This window comes from Streptomyces sp. CB01580, from assembly GCF_001905795.1.
In the GTDB taxonomy this organism is placed as follows: Bacteria; Actinomycetota; Actinomycetes; order Streptomycetales; family Streptomycetaceae; genus Streptomyces.
Genome location: NZ_LIXJ01000023.1, coordinates 1 through 18,251 on the forward strand (window position 1 = coordinate 1; position 18,251 = coordinate 18,251).

General features: G+C 71.7%; 14 protein-coding genes. 9 read left to right on the top strand and 5 right to left on the bottom strand.

Going from position 1 to position 18,251, the window contains the following annotated elements; translation table 11 throughout:
- The 3 genes from asnB to AMK22_RS27520 all read right to left on the bottom strand — a co-directional run.
- A partial coding sequence (gene asnB, locus AMK22_RS27510) for an asparagine synthase (glutamine-hydrolyzing) (RefSeq protein ID WP_073789355.1) occupies positions 1 to 1,553 on the bottom strand: 1,553 nt, incomplete at its 3' end.
- Between the two features lie 46 nt (positions 1,554 to 1,599).
- Positions 1,600 to 2,676, bottom strand: coding sequence for an LLM class flavin-dependent oxidoreductase (locus AMK22_RS27515; protein ID WP_073789357.1), 1,077 nt, complete (start codon positions 2,674 to 2,676; stop codon positions 1,600 to 1,602).
- Entirely contained in the window at positions 2,658 to 4,016 is a 1,359-nt protein-coding gene (locus AMK22_RS27520) for an MFS transporter (RefSeq protein ID WP_073789359.1), read from the bottom strand. The genes AMK22_RS27515 and AMK22_RS27520 overlap by 19 nt, the downstream gene beginning before the upstream one ends.
- Before the next feature lie 373 nt (positions 4,017 to 4,389).
- On the opposite strand from AMK22_RS27520, the gene AMK22_RS27525 reads away from it, so the two are divergent.
- The 7 genes from AMK22_RS27525 (at position 4,390) to AMK22_RS27555 (ending at position 13,157) form a co-directional block, all read left to right on the top strand.
- Positions 4,390 to 5,673, top strand: a complete 1,284-nt coding sequence (locus AMK22_RS27525) for a cytochrome P450 (RefSeq protein WP_073789361.1) — start codon at positions 4,390 to 4,392, stop codon at positions 5,671 to 5,673.
- A gap of 2 nt (positions 5,674 to 5,675) precedes the next feature.
- Positions 5,676 to 7,196 (top strand): aldehyde dehydrogenase family protein, encoded by a 1,521-nt coding sequence (locus AMK22_RS27530; RefSeq protein ID WP_073789363.1) that lies wholly within the window; start codon positions 5,676 to 5,678, stop codon positions 7,194 to 7,196.
- On the top strand, positions 7,193 to 8,818 hold the full coding sequence (locus tag AMK22_RS27535; protein ID WP_073789365.1) for a tryptophan halogenase family protein: 1,626 nt from the start codon (positions 7,193 to 7,195) through the stop codon (positions 8,816 to 8,818). The genes AMK22_RS27530 and AMK22_RS27535 overlap by 4 nt, the downstream gene beginning before the upstream one ends.
- A gap of 80 nt (positions 8,819 to 8,898) precedes the next feature.
- On the top strand, positions 8,899 to 9,393 hold the full coding sequence (locus tag AMK22_RS27540; protein ID WP_073789546.1) for a flavin reductase family protein: 495 nt from the start codon (positions 8,899 to 8,901) through the stop codon (positions 9,391 to 9,393).
- A complete protein-coding gene (locus tag AMK22_RS27545; RefSeq protein WP_199883328.1) occupies positions 9,390 to 11,186 on the top strand; it encodes a non-ribosomal peptide synthetase in 1,797 nt (598 codons plus the stop codon). The genes AMK22_RS27540 and AMK22_RS27545 overlap by 4 nt, the downstream gene beginning before the upstream one ends.
- Positions 11,186 to 11,965 carry a thioesterase II family protein gene (locus tag AMK22_RS27550; protein ID WP_073789367.1) on the top strand — a complete coding sequence of 260 codons (780 nt, stop codon included), beginning with the start codon at positions 11,186 to 11,188 and terminating at the stop codon, positions 11,963 to 11,965. The genes AMK22_RS27545 and AMK22_RS27550 overlap by 1 nt, the downstream gene beginning before the upstream one ends.
- Before the next feature lies 1 nt (position 11,966).
- Complete coding sequence (locus tag AMK22_RS27555) at positions 11,967 to 13,157, top strand: cytochrome P450 (protein WP_073789369.1); 1,191 nt, start codon at positions 11,967 to 11,969, stop codon at positions 13,155 to 13,157.
- A 46-nt stretch (positions 13,158 to 13,203) separates the two neighbouring features.
- Here AMK22_RS27555 and AMK22_RS27560 read toward each other — a convergent pair whose 3' ends face one another.
- Positions 13,204 to 13,806, bottom strand: coding sequence for an LmbU family transcriptional regulator (locus AMK22_RS27560; protein WP_274535443.1), 603 nt, complete (start codon positions 13,804 to 13,806; stop codon positions 13,204 to 13,206).
- A 48-nt stretch (positions 13,807 to 13,854) separates the two neighbouring features.
- A complete protein-coding gene (locus AMK22_RS27565) occupies positions 13,855 to 14,664 on the bottom strand; it encodes an AfsR/SARP family transcriptional regulator (protein WP_073789373.1) in 810 nt (269 codons plus the stop codon).
- Between the two features lie 946 nt (positions 14,665 to 15,610).
- Here AMK22_RS27565 and AMK22_RS27570 point away from each other — a divergent pair.
- Positions 15,611 to 17,125 carry an MFS transporter gene (locus tag AMK22_RS27570; RefSeq protein WP_073789375.1) on the top strand — a complete coding sequence of 505 codons (1,515 nt, stop codon included), beginning with the start codon at positions 15,611 to 15,613 and terminating at the stop codon, positions 17,123 to 17,125.
- A 16-nt stretch (positions 17,126 to 17,141) separates the two neighbouring features.
- Positions 17,142 to 18,203, top strand: coding sequence for a glutathione S-transferase family protein (locus AMK22_RS27575; RefSeq protein WP_073789377.1), 1,062 nt, complete (start codon positions 17,142 to 17,144; stop codon positions 18,201 to 18,203).
- Positions 18,204 to 18,251: the final 48 nt, after the last annotated feature.

Sequence of the window (18,251 nt, forward strand, 5' to 3'; positions counted from 1 at the left end):
GCGCGCAGCAGGCTCTTCTCCCGGCCGTCGTGGTTCTTGAACGACCACGGCGCGTTGTAGACGTACTCGACGAGCCGGTGGTCGCTGAACGGCACCCGGACCTCCAGGCCGACGGCCATGCTCAGCCGGTCCTTGCGTTCGAGCAGGAAGCGCACGAACCGGGTGAGGTGCAGATGGGTCATCACCCGCATGCGGTACTCGTCGTCGTCCTCGGTGTCCAGCCGTTCGACACCGCGGACCGCCTCGGCGTACCGGTCGCGCCGGTAGCCGTCGAGGTCGAGCGTGTCCATGAGTTCCCGGCGCAGGCCCGTGCCGCCCTTGTCGAGCGGTCCCGCGTTGATGGCGATCCAGGGGAACTCCCGGGCCCGGCGCACCTCGGGGTCGTGGAACTGCCGGTACCCGCCGAAGAGTTCGTCCGCCGATTCCCCCGACAGCGCCACGGTCGACCGTTCCCGTATCGCCTTGAACAGCAGGTACAGCGAGAAGTCCATCTCGCCGAACCCCACCGGCACGTCGCGCGCGACGAGGGCGGCCCGGCGCACCTCCGGGTCGGCCAGCGCCCGGTGGTCCAGCACGATGTCCGTGTGCGTGGTGCCCACGTGCTCGACGACCTGCCGCACGAACGGGGCGTCGGGGGTGTCCCGCAGGTCGTCGGGCTGGAAGCTCTCGGTGCGGTCGGTGAAGTCGACCGAGAAGCTGCGCACGCGCTCGCCACCCAGGTGCAGCGCCGCGAGCGCGGTGAGCGCGCTGGAGTCCAGGCCGCCGGAGAGCAGGACGCCGCGCGGCACGTCGGCCACGAGCTGACGTCCCACGGTGTCGTCCAGCAGTTCGCGCACCCGGGCGACCGTGGTGTCCAGATCGTCGGTGTGCGGCCGGGTCTCCAGCCGCCAGTAGGTGTGCTCGCGCATCCCGTCGGCGTCGACGGTGACCACCGTGCCGGGCTCCACCTGACGGATGCCGGACCAGATCGCGTGCCGCGGGGTCATGACGAACGCCAGCCATTCGCGCAGCCCGTCCGCGTCGACCACCCGGCCGGCCAGCGGATTGGCCAGGATCGACTTCGGCTCCGAACCGAACAGCACGCCCCCGGGCGTCGGGCAGACGTAGAGCGGCTTGATGCCCATGCGGTCGCGGACCATCACGAGCCTGCGGCTGCGTTCGTCCCAGACGGCGAACGCGTACATGCCGTTGAGGCGCCGCGCCACGGACTCGCCCCAGCGCAGATATCCGCGCAGTACCACCTCGGTGTCGCCGACCGTGGTGAACCGTTCGCCCGCGCGGACCAGTTCGTCCCGCAGCTCGGTGAAGTTGTAGACCTCACCGCTGAAGACGAGCGTGACATCCCCGTCCGGCAGCCGGGCGGTCATGGGCTGCACCCCGCCGGGCAGGTCGATCACGGCCAGGCGCCGGTGCCCGAGGGCCGCGTGGAGACCGGTCCACGTCCCCGAGGCGTCGGGACCGCGGCACGCCATGGTCGCCGTCATCGCGTCGAGCGTCTCCAGCTCCCGGGAGAGGTCGCGGTCGAACGCGACCCAGCCGGTGATTCCACACATGAATTGCCTCCTGGAAAGGTGCGGTTACGGACCGGAACACCGGATGTCAGGCGCGCTCGGGCCACAGCGTGGGAACGACGGAGCCGACGAGCAGCCGGGACGCCTCCTCGATGTCCGGCCCGAGCGGCGCCCCGAGATAGAACTCCTCGAAGCCGGCACGGCGGGCGACGGGTACGAGCCGCGCCAGGCGCTCCGCGCAGTCGTCGGGGGTGCCGGAGACGAGCAGACCGTCCATCAGGTCGTCCGAGACCCTGCGGCCCGCCTCCTCGACGCCCCCACCCTCCTCGAACGCGGCACGCACGGCGTCGGCCGACTCGACGTCGAGCCCGGCGCCCAGGAGCCCGGTTCGCAGCGCGGGGTTGCCGACGGAGAGCGCGGCCTGGCGGCGGGCGAAGGCGCGCGCGGCCCCGCGGTCCGCCGACACGCAGCAGTTGAGGCCGTACACCAGGCGCAGCGGCCGGCCCGCCCGGGCGCGCCGCGCGGCGAGTGCCGTGATCTCGGCCGGCGCGGTGTTCCCGTCGGGGCGTGTCCCGGCGCCGGACCGCAGGGCGGCGTACGACAGCGGGGGATAGGTGCTCGTGCACAGCAGCCCGTCCGCGACGTCGTGGGCGAGCCGCAGCGTCCTGGGGCCGCCGACCGCGACCAGGACGGGTATCTCCCGGGTGACCGGATACGTGAGCCGGGCCGTCGCGCCCTCCCTGGCGTTCAACCGCTCGGCCAGCAGCGGGAAATCGGCGAGCGGCACCGCCTCGCCCGCCCACAGACGGCGGACGAGGGCGACCGACTGCCGCAGCAGCTCGGTGGCGTCGCGCTTGGAGAACAGTCCGGACACCAGCGAGCCCCCGGCGCCGACGCCCATCAGCACGGGGCGGCCGGGCGGCGTCAGTTCGCCGAGAGTGGCCATCGCCGAGGCCATGTCGATCGGATTGCGGGTCACGGGGAACGTGATGCCGCTGGCCACCCCGATGTCACCGGTGGCGGCGATCGCCGCGAGCAGCACGTGGGCGTTGCGGGCGAGCATCTGGTCCGGCACCCACACCACGTCGAAGGCCTTGGCGAGCACGGCGCTCGCCGACAGGACCTCACGGGCACCGGCCCAGGGGGCTATCTGGACTCCGAGCATCGCTCGGGGCTCCTTCCGGTCGGGTTCTGGTCGAGGCTGTGGCCCGGCTCGGTGATCCGGCCCAGGCAGACGAGCGTGACGACGCTGCCGAGCAGCAGTGCCGCCACGGCGTACAGGGGGAGCTGGTCCACGCCGTCGCTCAGTCCGTTGACCGCCACGGGCACGAGACCGGCGAGGGCGAAGCCCCCGTTGGTCGACAGCGCGACGCCGGTGCCACGGATCGCCGTGGGGAAGGACTCGTTGAGGAAGATCGGGAGCGGTCCGAACGCGGCGACGGTGCCGCACGACACCAGTACCGCGACCAGCGCGATGGGCAGCAGGTCGGGCGTTCCGCGCAGATCGGCGAGGTGCCAGTAGAGGAAGGGCAGTGCGACCGCGTTCACCGCGGACACGGTCAGCAGCACGGACCGTCTCCCGAACCGCTGGCTGAGGTGTCCGGTCAGCGGGGCGAAGACGAGCGTCGCCGTCGTCACGGCCACCATCAGCTTGCCGACGGTGGGGGAGCTCAGGCCGTTGACGAGCTCCAGATAGCTGGGCAGGAAGCCCAGGGTGAGCAGGAAGTGGGTGCCGATGCCGAAGACCACCAGGACGTTCACGGCCAGCACCCGGCGGTGCGGCCGTGCGACCAGGCGGAGCAGCGGCCGTTCGCTCCGCGGCGCGACGGTCCGCTCCCACGAGGGCGACTCGCGCACGTACCGCGACACGACCAGACTGAGCAGGACGGGTACCCCACCGACGAAGAACATGGCGCGCCAGCCCCACGAGTCGAAGGAGTCGCCCGGGAAGATCTGGGTCGCGGCCAGGAACGCCAGCGCCGCGAGCACACTCCCGATCGCCGTCGCACCGCCTCCCACCAGGCCCGAGACCAGACCGCGCCAATGGGGCCGGACGCTCTCGGTGGCCAGCGTGAGCGTGGACGCGAACACCCCGCCGACGAAGAACCCTTGAACGAGCCGCAGCGACAGCAGCAGGATCGGAGCGAGCACACCGATCCGTTCGGTGGTCGGCAGCGCGCCGAGGAGTACCGTCACCGTGCCCACCCCGAGCAGCGCCACCACCATCGCGCGCTTGCGACCGTGGCGGTCCGCGAGCCCGCCCAGCAGGACGGCCCCCACGGGCCGCATCAACAGCGTGGCGGCGAGCGTGACATAGGCGCCGGCCAGGGACAGAACCCCCTGATCGGACGGAAAGAAAAGATCGGCTATCACCGGTGCTACGTACACCACCGCGTATAGGTCGTAGAAGTCCAAGGCAAATCCGATTGCCGACGAGGCAGTTGCCCCGATGCCTTGACCACGTCTTGTGACTGTGCTTGCCAATTGCATTTGTTCGGTCTGCATGACAACCCGCTCTCCGCGAATGCCGAAGTCACTGGCCGGGTGTGCGACGGGGAACGTTAGCACCGCACCGGCAATGTCTCGCCAGGATCTCCCGAGTTCAATTCGGGCCTTGACAAGGCGGGTTGGGTACTTCAAAGCTGGGGGCGGTCAGGAAGCGTATCCAAGTACTGTCCCGTTATCCCGGCGGGCGTGCGACGGCGGCCATGGAGCCTCGCCGCCCGGCCGGTTCTCCCGAATCGATCCGGTATACGGAATCCTTCACCCGCGACGCGTCGGTCCGACGCCGCGCACCGTTCCGTCGGGGATCCGGCACACCGAGCCACCGGGGATTTCGGGACAGGCTTCAGGCAAATCAATGACGAGGTGGTCGCCCATGCCCAGCAGTGCGCCGAGCCCGAGCGGTTCGACCGCGGTGAATCTCTTCAGTCACGATGTCCTGGTCGATCCGTACCCCACGTACGCCCTGCTCCGGGAGACCGAACCGGTGCACTGGGACGACCGGCTGAACGGCTGGGTACTGACCCGGCACAGTGATGTGCACGCGGCACATCTCGACCCCGACACATTCTCTTCCCAACGGCTCGGGGCCATGGTCTCCGACCGTGTCGGACCCGACGCCTCCGCCGAGATGCAGAGGTTCATGCAGTTCGCCCCCGAGTGGATGCTGTTCCGGGATTCCCCGGACCATGCCCGGGTGCGCAAACTGATGAATCGTGAATTCCGGGCGCGCGACATACGCAGGCGCGGCCCCGGTATCCGGCAGATCGTCGCGGGTCTGGTCGACGACCTGCTGGAGAAGCAGGAATTCGACCTGGTCGCCGATTTCAGCTACAAGCTGCCCGGCCTCGTGCTCGCCGCGCAGTACGGGCTGCCGGAATCGGACGCGGCACTGCTCACCGACTGGTGGTACGAGATCCGCAACATGCAACGCGTCTTCCTCGGCGCGGACCCGGCCGATGTCGCCCCCACCGGCAGTTCCGTGGCGAACGCCTTCGGCGAGATGGTGCCGTACCTCGGCGAGCTCATCAAGGACCGCCGGCGCACCCCCCGGGACGATCTCGCCACCCGGGTCGTCGAGTACGCCGGGGAGACACCGGAGGAGGGTGAGGAACGGCTCAGCGAACAGGAGATGTTCGCGCACCTCCTGCTGCTGCCGCTGGCCTCGTTCGGGACCACGATGGACCTCATCGGCAACGGTCTGCTCGGCCTCTTCGACCAGCGCGACCAGTGGGAGCTGCTGAAGTCCGACCCCACGCTCGTCTTCAGCGCCGTCGAGGAAGTGCTCCGCTACGACGCCTCCGTGCAGCTCACCCACCGCGTGGCGACACGCGACACCGAGGTGGCCGGCACCACGATCCGCGAGGGCGAGCTGATCTACATGGTCCGGGGCGCGGCCAACCGCGACCCCGAGCGGTGGACCGACCCGGACTGCATCGACATCACACGCGGCGACTCCGGGCACGTCGGATTCGGCGTCGGCATCCACCGGTGTCTGGGCGCCGGACTCGCCCAGCAGGTGACCGCCGCCGCCTACGCCGAACTGTCCGCCCGCATACCGGACCTGCGGGCCGACACCTCCCGGCCGCACCGCTGGAAGGCGGACACCCCGCAGTTCCGCGGACTCGCCGAGCTCCCGGCGACCACGGGGAAGTCATAGCCATGACCAGGGACGCGCCCACGCGTACCCGCGAGGCGTTCTGGATCGGCGGCCACTGGGCGCGGCCCCTCGGCGACGGCGCGATCGACGTCGTCGACCCCAGCACCGAACGGCCGCTGGGGTCGGTCCCGGCCGGCACGGCCGCCGACGCGGAAGCCGCGGCGGCCGCCGCCCGGCAGGCCCTGCCCCGGTGGTCCGCCACCCCGGTGTCCGAACGCCTCGGCTTCCTCGAACGGCTGGTCGCCGGGCTGTCCGCCCGTGCCGACGAGCTCGCCGACGTCCTCACCGCCGAGGTCGGCGCGCCGGTGGCCATGGCACGCCGCACCCAGGTCGGCCTCGCCGTCGCCCTGGCGGCCTCGTACCTGGACATCACCCGGGACTTCGCCTTCGAGCGACGGGTGGGCAACTCGCTGGTCCTGCGCGAACCCGCGGGAGTGGTCGCGACCATCACCCCATGGAACGTGCCGCTGCTGCTCACCCTCCAGAAGGTCGTCCCCGCGCTCATGGCCGGCTGCACGGTCGTGCACAAACCGAGCGAGCTCACCCCGCTGCATGCCTACCTGCTGACCGAGGTGATCGCCGAGTGCGATCTGCCGCCCGGCGTGTTCAACCTCGTCGTCGGCGAGGGCCCGGTGGTCGGCGCGGAACTGGCGCGCACCCCGGACGTCGACCTCGTGTCGCTGACCGGGTCGACGCGGGCGGGCCGCGCGGTGGCCGCGATCGGCGCCGAGCGCGTGAAGCGGATCCATCTGGAACTCGGCGGCAAGAACGCCGCGATCCTCCTGGACGACCTGGACGACGCCGGGCTGGAGTCGGCGGTGCGGGCGTGCGTCGACCAGATGTGCTTCAACACCGGCCAGGCGTGCTTGCAGTGGAGCAGACTCCTGGTGCCCGCCGACCGCCACGACGAGGTGGTCGAGTTCGCCGCCCGGTGCGCGCGGGAGTACCGGGTCGGCGATCCGCGCGACCCCGCCACCGACCTCGGCCCACTGGTCTCCGCTGCCGCGCTGGCCCGTGTGCGCGCGGCCGTCGTGCGCGCGGTCGAGGAGGGCGCGCGGCTCGCCACGGGCGGCCCCGGCCGCCCCGAGGGGCTGAACCGCGGCTACTACGTGAGCCCGACCGTCCTCGGCGGCGTCGACCCCTCGATGGCCGTCGCCCAGGAGGAGGTCTTCGGCCCCGTGCTGTCGGTCATGCCCTACGACGGGGAGGACGAGGCCGTACGGATCGCCGACGGCACCCCGTACGGGCTGCACGGCGCGGTGTGGTCGGCAAACACCGCGCACGCGCAGCGGGTCGCCCGCCGGCTGCGGACCGGACAGGTGGACATCAACGGCGGCCCGTTCAACGTCCGCGCCCCGTTCGGCGGCTACCGGCAGTCGGGGGTCGGACGGGAGTGCGGCGAAGAGGGACTGGACGGCTTCTGCGAGATCAAGTCGCTCCAACTTCCCTCGGCCCCAGTGGATTCAGTGGACTCGGCCGGACCCGTGGTGCCCACGGGCCCCCGGCTGCGTGACGCGTCATGAACGCCCGTGCATCGATCGGAGGAAGCAGCGTGGATCACCGCATCAGGAAGGTCGTCATCCTCGGAGGCGGCACCGCGGGCTGGATGGCCGCGGCGTACCTGGGGAAGGCGTTGCAGCGCACGGTGAAGATCACCGTGCTGGAGGCACCGACGATCCCGCGGATCGGGGTGGGCGAGGCCACCGTGCCCAACCTCCACCGCGCGTTCTTCAGTTACCTCGGCATCGCCGAGGACGACTGGATGAGGGAGTGCAACGCCAGCTTCAAGACGGCCGTCAAGTTCATCAACTGGCGCAGCCCCGGCGAGAGCGCACCGCGCCCCAAGCCGCTCGGCGACCGCACCGACCAGTTCTTCCACCCCTTCGGTCTGCTCCCCTCGGCCGACCACATCCCGCTGTCCCACTACTGGGCCGCCAAGTACCTCGCCGGCGAGACCGACGAGCCCTTCGACTACGCCTGCTTCAAGGAACCGGCGATGATGGACGCCAACCGCGCCCCGCGCTGGGACGACGGTCGGCCGGCGACCAACTACGCCTGGCACTTCGACGCACGGCTCGTCGCCGACTTCCTCCGCCGCTTCGCCGTCGACAAGCAGGGCACCGAGCACGTCGAGGACGAGATGACGGAGGTGCTGCGCGACGAACGCGGATTCATCACCGCGCTGCGCACCGCGGGCGGGCGGCTGCTGGAGGCCGACCTCTTCGTCGACTGCTCGGGCTTCCGCGGCCTGCTCATCAACCAGACGATGGACGAGCCGTTCCTCGACATGAAGGACCACCTGCTGTGCGACAGCGCGGTGGCCACCGCCATCCCGCACGACGACGCGGCCCACGGCGTCGAGCCGTACACCTCCGCGATCGCCATGTCGTCGGGCTGGACCTGGCGGATCCCGATGCTCGGCCGGTTCGGTACGGGCTACGTGTTCTCCAGCGACTTCATCAGCCGCGACGACGCCACCGCCGAGTTCAGCCGGCTGTGGGGCCTCGACCCGGAGAAGACCGCGTTCAACCAGATCAGGTTCAGGGTCGGACGCAACCGGCGCTCCTGGGTCAAGAACTGCGTGAGCATCGGCCTCGCGTCGTGCTTCCTGGAACCGCTGGAGTCGACCGGCATCTACTTCACGTACGCCGCCATCCACCAGCTCGCCAAGCACTTCCCGGACCGCCGCTTCGACCCGGTCCTCATCGACGCGTTCAACCGCGAGATCGAGGAGATGTTCGACGACACCCGGGACTTCATCCAGGCCCACTTCTACTTCTCGCCCCGCACGGACACACCGTTCTGGCAGGCCAACAAGGAACTCCGGCTCGCCGAGGGCATCCAGGCGAAGGTCGCCGCCTACCGGTCCGGTCTGCCGGTCAATCCGCCGATCACCGACGAGAGCAACTACTACGGCAATTTCGAGGCCGAGTTCCGCAACTTCTGGACGAACGGCAGCTACTACTGCGTCTTCGCCGGGATGGGCCTCGTGCCCGACCGTCCCCTGCCCGCGCTCTCCTACAAGCCGGACTCGATCGAAGCCGCGGGTCCCCTGTTCGAGGCGGTGAAACGGCAGCAGAGGGAGATGGCCGAGAAACTGCCGTCCAACTACGACTACCTCCGACGGCTCCACGGCAAGCCATGACCGGGGTGGACACGTCCGGGGCCGCCGGACTGCGACCGGGATCCGTGCGGGGGGCGTCGCGGGAGGAGTACCGGGACCTGATGTGTTCCTTCCCGACCGGGGTCACCGTCATCACCTCCCTCGACGCGGCCGGCCGGCCGTGCGGGATGACCTGTACGTCGATGACCAGCGTGACGCTGCGGCCGCCCACCCTGCTCGTCTGCCTGCGCGTCGGCAGCGCCACGCTCGAAGCGGTACGGAGCCGGGGCGCGTTCGCGGTCAACCTGCTGCACCACCGGGCACGGCGCACCGCGGAACTCTTCTCCTCCCCGGTCGCCGACCGGTTCGAGCGGGTGCTGTGGAAGCGCTCCGGCACCGGACTGCCCTGGCTGACCGAGGACGCGTTCGCGCTGGCGGACTGCCGAGTGGCCGAGGACCGGGAGATGGGCGACCACGCGATGGTCCTCGGCCACGTCCAGCAGGTGACGCGGGCCGTGGACACCCCGCTGCTGTACGGGCTCAGGCGGTTCTCCACCTGGGACCCCGCAGGACACGACCCGGCGCACGCCGCCCGTCAGGCCGAGGAGAACCGATGACCGGCACGGTACGCACACCGCACGAAGGCATGGAGAGGACGGGGACGGGGGCCCTCTTCGAGGCCGTCGAACGCTGGGCCGCGCGGACGCCCGGGGCGTGCGCCGTCTCGGCCCCGGACGGCACCCTCACCTTCGCGGAGCTGACCGAACGGACCCGGGCCCTGGCCGGGGCGCTGGCCGCGGAGGGCGTCGGGCCGGGCGTCCCCGTCGGACTGTGCGTGGGCAGGTCCCGGCTCTCCGTACCCGGCCTGCTCGCGGTGTGGCTGCTGGGGGCGACCGCCGTGCCGCTCGACGAACGGCACCCCGCCGAGCGGCTCAGCTTCGTGCTGCGCGACTCGGGGACGCGCCTGCTGCTCGGGGACCGGTTGCCGGCCGGGGCCGCCCCGAGCCGGGCGCGCCGGATCCCGCCCGACGGCCCGGCCGCCCGGGCGGCGGGCGGGTACCCGGACCGCCCGGCCGCCCCGCACCCCGAGGAATGCGCCTACGTCGTCTACACCTCGGGCACCACCGGCTGGCCCAAGGGCGTCGAGGTGACCTACCGCGGTCTCGGCACCTTCCTGTCCGCCCTGGGGGAACTGCGTCTTCCCCCGGGCGGCATGGGGATCAACGCGGTGTCGCCCGCCTTCGACGGCTGGCTCTGGTGCACTCTGCTCTATCTCCTGCACGGGCAGGGCGTCGGGATCATCGACCTGGAGGCGGAGGACGACGCGGGCCCCGACCTGGCGGCACGCGTCGCCGCGGCGGCCCCGCGCACGGTCTGCCTCACCCCCTCGCTCCTGACGGCCTGCGCCGACGACATCGGCACGGCCGAGGTGCTGGTGGTCGCCGGTGAGCCGTTCCCGCGCGCTCTCGCCGAACGGCTCGGTGACCGGCACCGGCTCCTCAACGTGTACGGACCCACCGAGGCCACCATCGCGGCCACCTGGGCCGACAGCGCACGCGGCGACGACGTGCTGACCATCGGCGCGGCCCTGTCCGGGTACGCGGTGTACGTCCTGGACGAGGACCGGCGCCCCGTCCCGGACGGCACGGCCGGTGAGCTGTGCGTGGGCGGACCCGCCGTCGCCCGCGGCTACCGCAACCGGCCCGGGCTGACGGCCGAGCGGTTCGTGCCCGACCCGTTCGCCGCGCCCGGTTCCCGGATGTACCGCACCGGGGACCTCGTCCGGATCGGGCCCGGCGGACGCCTGGACTACCTGGGCCGCGGCGACGAACAGGTGAAGGTCCGCGGCTTCCGGATCGAGCTGCGCGAGGTCGAGGAGGCGGCCGAGGGCTGCCCGGGGGTGGCGGCGGCCGCGGCCTTCGTCACCGTCGACGGGGACGTGCTCGGGCTGGCCGTGGTGGCCGCGGCGGGGGCCGCCGCCGAGAAGTGCGTCGCCGAGGTGCGCGAGCGCTGCGCCCGTCAGCTGCCGGACTTCATGGTCCCGGCCCTGGTGGACCTGGTCGACATGCTGCCCACCTCGCCGTCGGGGAAGGTGGACCGGGCCGCGCTGGCCGAGACGGCCGGGTCCGCGGCGGTGCCGGCCGGACGGTCGCCGCGGACCCCGAGGGAACACCAGATATGCGAGGTCTGGAGCACCCTGCTGCCCCGGCCCGTGACCGACGCCGAGGCCGACTTCTTCGAGATGGGCGGTCACTCGCTGCTGGCCGCCCGCGCGGTCGCCGCACTGCGCCGGGCCACCGGGATCCGCCTCACCGTGCGGCATCTGCTCGCCAACCCCACGGCGGCGGACCTGGCACGGGAAGTGGACCGACTGGCCGGACAGGCCGCGCGGACGGCGGGTGACGACTGATGGGTGGCACCTGGGTGGTCCCCTGGCAGCCCCCGGAACGGGGCCGGACGGCACTGCTCTGCCTGGCACCGGCCGGGGCCGGATGCGGTCAGTTCCGGCCCTGGCAGTCCGCGCTCGGTCCCGGGGTGTCGGTGATGGGCGTGCAACTGCCGGGCAGGGAACGCCGGTGGGCCGAACCACCGGCCGTCTCGGTCGACGAGGTCGTCACCGCGGTGGTGGACGAACTGACCGCCCTGGTCCCGGTGGCCCGCCCGCTCATGGTGTTCGGCCACAGCTTCGGCGGACTCCTCGGCTACGAGATCACCCGCAGGCTGGGCGAGGTCCACGGACGCTGGCCCGCCACCCTGGTCGTCGCCGCCTGCCGGCCGCCGCAGATGTGGGTCGGCGCGGGCCGGGGCCTGGTGGACGACGACGAGGAACTGGTGCGGCTGCTCGACGTACGGGGCCTGGGGGACGACGAACTCGACGAGGACAGCCGGGAGCTGATGCTGGAGGTGCTGCGCGAGGACGCCCGTCTCTCGATGACCTACACCGACGCCGGAGCCCCGCGCGTCCACGCGTCGGTCGAGGCATGGGGCGGCGAGGGGGACGGGACCGTCACCGCGGATCACCTGGCCGGCTGGCGGCACCGGACGGCGGCGGACTTCCGCCGCCGCCAGTTCCCCGGCGGTCACTACTTCACGGCGGAACGGGCCGGACTCGTCGTACCCGCGTTGCGGGAACTGGCCGCGCACGGCGTGGCCGGGGTACGGCGGCTGCGGCGGACGAGCGGAGGCTGATGTGAAGGTCGACCTGCTGGACCCCTCGCTCTTCGAACGGGGCGAATTCTGGCCGGTTCTGGCGTGGCTCCGGGCGAACGATCCGGTGCACCGTCACGCCGAGCCCGACGGGCCCGGGTTCTGGGTCGTCAGCCGCTACGAGGACATCGTCGGCGTGTACGGCGACCAGGAGAACTTCAGTTCGCGGTACGGCATGCGGCTCGACAGCGACGCCGAGGCGGTGTCGGCGGTCGCGCAGCGCATGCTGATCGTCTCGGACCCTCCCGACCACACCCACCTCAAGCGCGTCCTGGGGAAGATGTTCGCCCAGGCGGAGCTGGAGAGGGTGGGGCATCTGGTGCGGCGTGTGGTGCATGACGTGCTGACCGAGGCGGTCGAGGCGGGCGAGCTCGACTTCCTCGACGCGGCCAAGAAGATCCCGAACCATGTGGTGTGTTCGCTGATGGACATCCCGCGCGCCGACTGGGAATGGGTCGGGGACATCACCACGGAGGCGTTCGAGGGCGCCGACGAGGAAACCCGCCAGGCGGCGCACGGCGAGATCTTCCTGTACTTCACCGAACTGCTGGCCGCCCGCCGGAAGAACCCGGGGACCGACTTCGTCAGCCGCGTCGCGCACGACCGCAGGGCGACGGACGTGCCGGGGGAGGAGCGGCCGCTCACCGACGAGGAGATCGTGTTCAACTGCAACGGGGTGCTGGCGGGCGCGAACGAGACCACGCGCTACTCGTCGGCGGGCGGCGTGCTCGCGCTGATCGAGAACCCCGACCAGTGGACGGCGCTGCGCGCGGGGGGACCCGCCGCGGTCCCGGCGGCCGTCGAGGAGGTCCTGCGGTGGACCGTGCCCGGGGTGCACGCGATGCGTACGGCGTTGCGGCCCACCACGGTCGGCGGTGTCAGGATCGGCGTCGGCGACCGGGTGACGCTGTGGAACGTGTCGGCCAACCGCGACGAGGCCGTGTTCCCGCGCGCCGACCGCTTCGACGTGACCCGCTCGCCCAACCGGCACATCAGCTTCGGCGCGGGCCGCCACCTGTGCCTGGGCGCGCGGCTGGCCCGGATGGAGCTGAACGCGTTCCTCACCGGACTGACCGCCCTCGTCGACCGGATGGAACTGCTCGGCGAGCCGAGGTACAACGCGTCCAACTTCACCTGGGGCATCTCCTCCCTGCCCCTGAGACTGGTCCCGTGACACGTCCGGGGCGGCCGACGGCCGCCCCGGACGTGTCCGTCGCGCGCTACTGCATCACGGAGAGGTCCCCGCTGCCCTCGACCTGCGCCGCCTCGTCGAGGGTGAGGGCGATCCACTCCAGGAGGTCGCACTGGCGCCGGTTGGCGGCGCCCTGCCAGAGCCGCTGCCTCTCGGGCGCCACGGTCATCTGGATGCCCACCGGCGCGGCCCCCCGGTGCGCGGCCGGCAGCGCACGCGCGCTCCGTATCGCGCTCCGCAGCTGATTGCGGGACCAGTGCTGCTCCTCCGCCCTGCCGAGCCAGGAGTCCTGCTCGTTCTCGGGCAGTGCGACGACTTCGGCGTGGTGCTGAAAACTCAGCGCGGAATGCCGTCGGCCGGGGCGGATATTGCGGGCGACCCATGCGTAATTGCGCAGGGTCTGGTAATCCAGGGACGTTTCCCGGACGGCTCGCCTGTAACGGTCCGGAAAGGTTTCCTGCCCGTACACGAGCCAGTCGCCCAGCCACCAGGCCGACGAATCGGTGATGAGGAAGATCTGCTGGCCCAGGCGCTTCCACTCCTCGAGCGGCATGCGCGCGGGCAGAATCAGCGACGTACGTCTCGTCGTGGCAGCGTGGGAGATGTTGAGCCGTTGCGGTTCTTGCCGCACGCGCAGAGCCCCCGTTCGTGAGAAGTCACATGGTCACCGCGGTCGCGTTCAAGTATCGGCAGTGCTTCTGGACGGGCTCTGGACGTTCTCTACATGTCCGGCGTGGGCCGCGCAGACGACGTCCGGCGGGGCGAGTTCGCCGCGGAGGATCTGCTGGTAGCAGCGGTGCAGCCGGGATCCGGGCTCGACGCCGAGCTCCTCGCGCAGCGTGCGGCGGACCCGAAGGAACACCTCGAGCGCCTCGGCCTGACGCGCGCAGCCGTACAGAGCGGCCATCAGGAGTTCGCTCAGGTGCTCGCGCAGCGGGTTCTCGCCCACCAGAATGCGGAGTTCCGCGACGGCGTCCTCGTTGCGGCCCATCATCAGCAGGATCTCTATCCGGAGTTCGGCGGCGGTGACCCGGTGCTCCTCCAGGCTGGCGCGCCAGATCTGCGGGACGGGCCCGGGAGCCCCGCCGACCGCGTTGCCCCGCCACAGCCGCTGCGCCTCGGCGAGCGCCCGCAGCGCCCGGTCGAGCCTGCCGTCGGCCCGCAACTGCTGGGCGTGTTCCACGCGCCGGGCGAACAGGCTGGCGTCGAGCACGCCGTCCCCCAGGCACAGCCGGTAGGTGGACGGGGCCCCCGAGACGAGGAGGCTGCCGTCGCCGCGCGGCCGGCGCCCCGGTTCCAGGGTCTGCCGGAGCGCCGCCACGTATTTGTGGACGCTGCTGTCGGCGGTGCGCGGTGCGTCGCTTCCCCAGACGGCCTCGACCAGTTCCTCGCGTTCGACGGCCATTCCGGCTTTCATGACGAGAACGGTGAACAGCGCCTTCTGCTTCGGCGGTCCTAAAGGGAGTTCACGCCAATTGCGCCACGCCATCACTGGGCCGAGAACTCCCACATGGAGCTTTGTGGCGTCGGTATCCGATTTCGGTGGTATCACGATCCGCCCCCCGGACATCGAGGCAGACATTTTGTGATCCCGGAATATCTGGCGAGGTGGATGGCCTGTCCCATGTATCCCCCTGATCGTTTTTGGCTACGACTACGGGGGATCGTGCCAGATTGGGACTGAGCCAGGCAATGCGCTCGTTACAAACGTTCCTTTTTGATTTTGGCCTGAAGTTGACTGTCCGGGATGTGCGGGATGACCCTCCGCGCGGCGCCGCCGGAATGGCGGGACCGTTCACGGTTCTCCTCGGCGCGAGTGTGCGATCGGCCCGTGAACAGGCCGTACGCGCCCGTAGGGCGAGGCGCCGGCCCGCCGCTCGGGCGTACGCGTCGGCCGGCCGGGGGTCCCGGCGCGCGTGCGCGACCGGTTTTCGCCCGGTGGCGGCCGTCCGGGCGCGGGCGGCGAACCGATCCCGTATTTCCGGGATCGGCGCAAAGGCTGGGCGGATCGCGTGTCGGAGCCTCCCCCGGCCGCCGTTCTTCCGTATCTCGTGTCCATGACATGCGCACCTCCGGGCGCATGCGCGGGATTCCGGGCGCGGCCCGGCACCGGCGCCCGGCGCCGGATCCTCATGGGCGGCGACGCGGAGTCCCCCTTCACGGGCCGACCCCGCTCGGAAACGGGCATCCGCCCCGTCCGAGCCCGCGGTCACCCGTCCGAGCCCGCGGTCACCCGGCCGTACCCGTCGTCCGCGGCGGGAGCGTGGCGACGGCCGCGACACCTCACTGCGCCGCCGGGACGCCCGCATGACGGCGTCGCCGGAACCGTCCGTACACGTCCGGTACGCGAGCGCCCCTTTGCCCCGCGACGCACCGCGTCCGACGCCGCGCGCTGATCCACCACGGATCGCGGGACAGCGCTTAGGGTGCGAGCCATGGCAGAGAGCGCTGCTCACCGGGGTGCCGCGGGGCGGGGCGCGCGTTCCGCCCACGCCTTGGGGACCCCCGACCCGCGCCGCTGGCGGGCGCTGGCGGTGTGCCTGATCGCGGGGTTCATGACCCTGCTGGACGTGTCCATCGTCAATGTCGCCCTGCCGTCGATCCGGTCCGGGCTGCGCACCCCTGAGTCCGACCTCCAATGGGTCCTGTCCGGCTATGCGCTCGCCTTCGGACTGTTCCTGATCCCCGCCGGACGCCTCGGTGACGCGCGGGGGCGCCGAGCCGTGTTCATGGCCGGTCTGGCCCTGTTCACGCTCGCCTCGGCGGCCTGCGGCGCCGCCCAGTCCAGCCTCTGGCTGGTGGTGGCCCGTCTGGTCCAGGGCCTGGCCGGCGGCATGATCTCGCCACAGATCTCCGCGCTGATCCAGCAGATGTTCTCCGGCCAGGAGCGCGGCCGGGCCTTCGGCATGTTCGGCACGGTGGTGGGCGTCTCCACCGCCGTCGGCCCGCTGTCGGGCGGGCTGCTGATCCAGGCGGCCGGCGCCCACGAGGGCTGGCGCTGGGTGTTCTACGTCAACCTGCCGCTCGGCGCCCTCTGCCTGCTGCTCGCCAGGCGCCTGCTCCCGGACACCCCGTCGGCGGGCCCGGTGCGCCTGCGCGACCTCGACCCGCTCGGGGTCCTGCTGCTCGGCACCGGCGTACTGGCCCTGCTGCTGCCCTTCGTCCAGGCCCAGCAGTGGCCCGGGGACCGCAAGTGGCTGCTGCTGATGCCGGCCGTGGCGCTGCTCGCGGCCTTCGTCGGGTGGGAGTCCCGGTGCGCCGCACGGGCCACGCGGCCGGTCATCGACCTGTCGCTCTTCCGGGTCCGCTCGTACTGGCTCGGCTGTCTGCTGGCCCTGGTGTACTTCGGCGGATTCACCTCGATCTTCTTCGTCACCACGCTCTACCTGCAGAACGGACTGCACTACAGCGCCCTGCAGGCGGGGCTCGCCATCACGCCGTTCGCGCTGGGCTCGGCCGTCGCGGCGAGTCCGGGCGGCCGGCTCGTCCACCGCTTCGGACGGCCCCTCGTTGTCGCCGGGCTCACCGCGGTGGTCGTCGGACTGGCGGGCGCCGTGCTCGCCGTGCACCTGGTGCCGGGGCGGGGCGCGGGATGGGCGATGGCCGCCCCGCTGCTCCTGGCCGGTCTGGGCAGCGGTCTGGTCGTCGCGCCCAACCAGACGCTGACCCTCTCCGAGGTGCCGGTGGCCACGGCGGGCAGCGCGGGCGGCGCCCTCCAGACCGGGCAGCGGGTCGGATCGGCGGTCGGGATCGCCGCGGTCGGCTCGGTGTTCTTCGCCCAGCTGGGCGAGGCCGGCTGGGCCACCGCGTACGACCACGGCCTGGTCGTGGCGGTCGCCTTCGTCGTGGCCGCCCTGCTCGTCGGTCTGGCGGACGTGCGCGGAGAACGCCGCGGCCGGGGCCGCACCCCACGAACCGTCACCCACACCCACGCAGACAGAACGCCATGAACGCAGGGAGAACGCGATGAGCGACAACAGGACGAAGGACCCCGGGGGCGCCGGGGACACCGGTTCGGCGGTCGTCGGCAACGAGGCGTACGGGCACAAGCCCTTCAAACGGTCCCGGAGCCACTTCGCCGACCGCATCGCCGCCGACGGCCGGGGCGACTGGCCCGTCGAGGCCGGCCGCTACCGGCTCGTCGTCAGCCGTGCCTGCCCGTGGGCGAGCCGCGCACTGATCTCCCGGCGGCTCCTCGGTCTGGAGGGGGTCCTGTCGCTGGCCGTCGTCGACCCCCTCCAGGACGACCGCAGCTGGCGCTTCACGCTGGACGAGGGCGGCCGGGACCCGGTGCTCGGCATCGCGTACCTGAGCGAGGCGTACGAGGCACGGGAGCCCGGCTACTCCGGCGGGGTCAGCGTGCCCGCGATCGTCGACGTGCCCAGCGGCCGACTCGTCACCAACGACTTCCAGCAGATCACCCTGGACCTCGCGACCGAGTGGACCACACTGCACCGTCCGGGCGCCCCCGACCTGTACCCCGAGGGCCTGCGCGAGGAGATGGACGAGGTCATGGAGGGCATCTACCGCGATGTGAACAACGGCGTCTACCGCGCCGGGTTCGCCTCCGGACAGTCCGAGTACGAGGACGCCTACCAGGACGTCTTCCGCCGCCTCGACCTGGTCTCCGAGCGCCTCGCGGACCGGCGCTACCTCGTCGGCGACTTCATCACGGAGGCGGACATCAGGCTGTTCACCACCCTGGTCCGCTTCGACGCCGTCTACCACGGCCACTTCAAGTGCAACCGGTCGAAGCTGGCCGAGGACCCGGTGCTGTGGGCGTACGCCAGGGACCTGTACCAGACGCCCGGCTTCGGCGACACCGTCGACTTCGACCACATCAAGCAGCACTACTACCGGGTGCACTCCGGCATCAACCCCACCGGCATCGTGCCCGTCGGACCCGACCTGTCGGGCTGGCTGACCCCGCACCACCGCGAGCAGCTGGGCGGGAGCCCGTTCGGATACGGCACCGCGCCGGGTCCCGTACCGGCCGGTGAGGAGGTCCCGGCCGCGGGGCGCCCCTGACCGCGAGCCCGCGTACGGGACGGGGTCCTGTCGGAGCGGGGGCAGGGC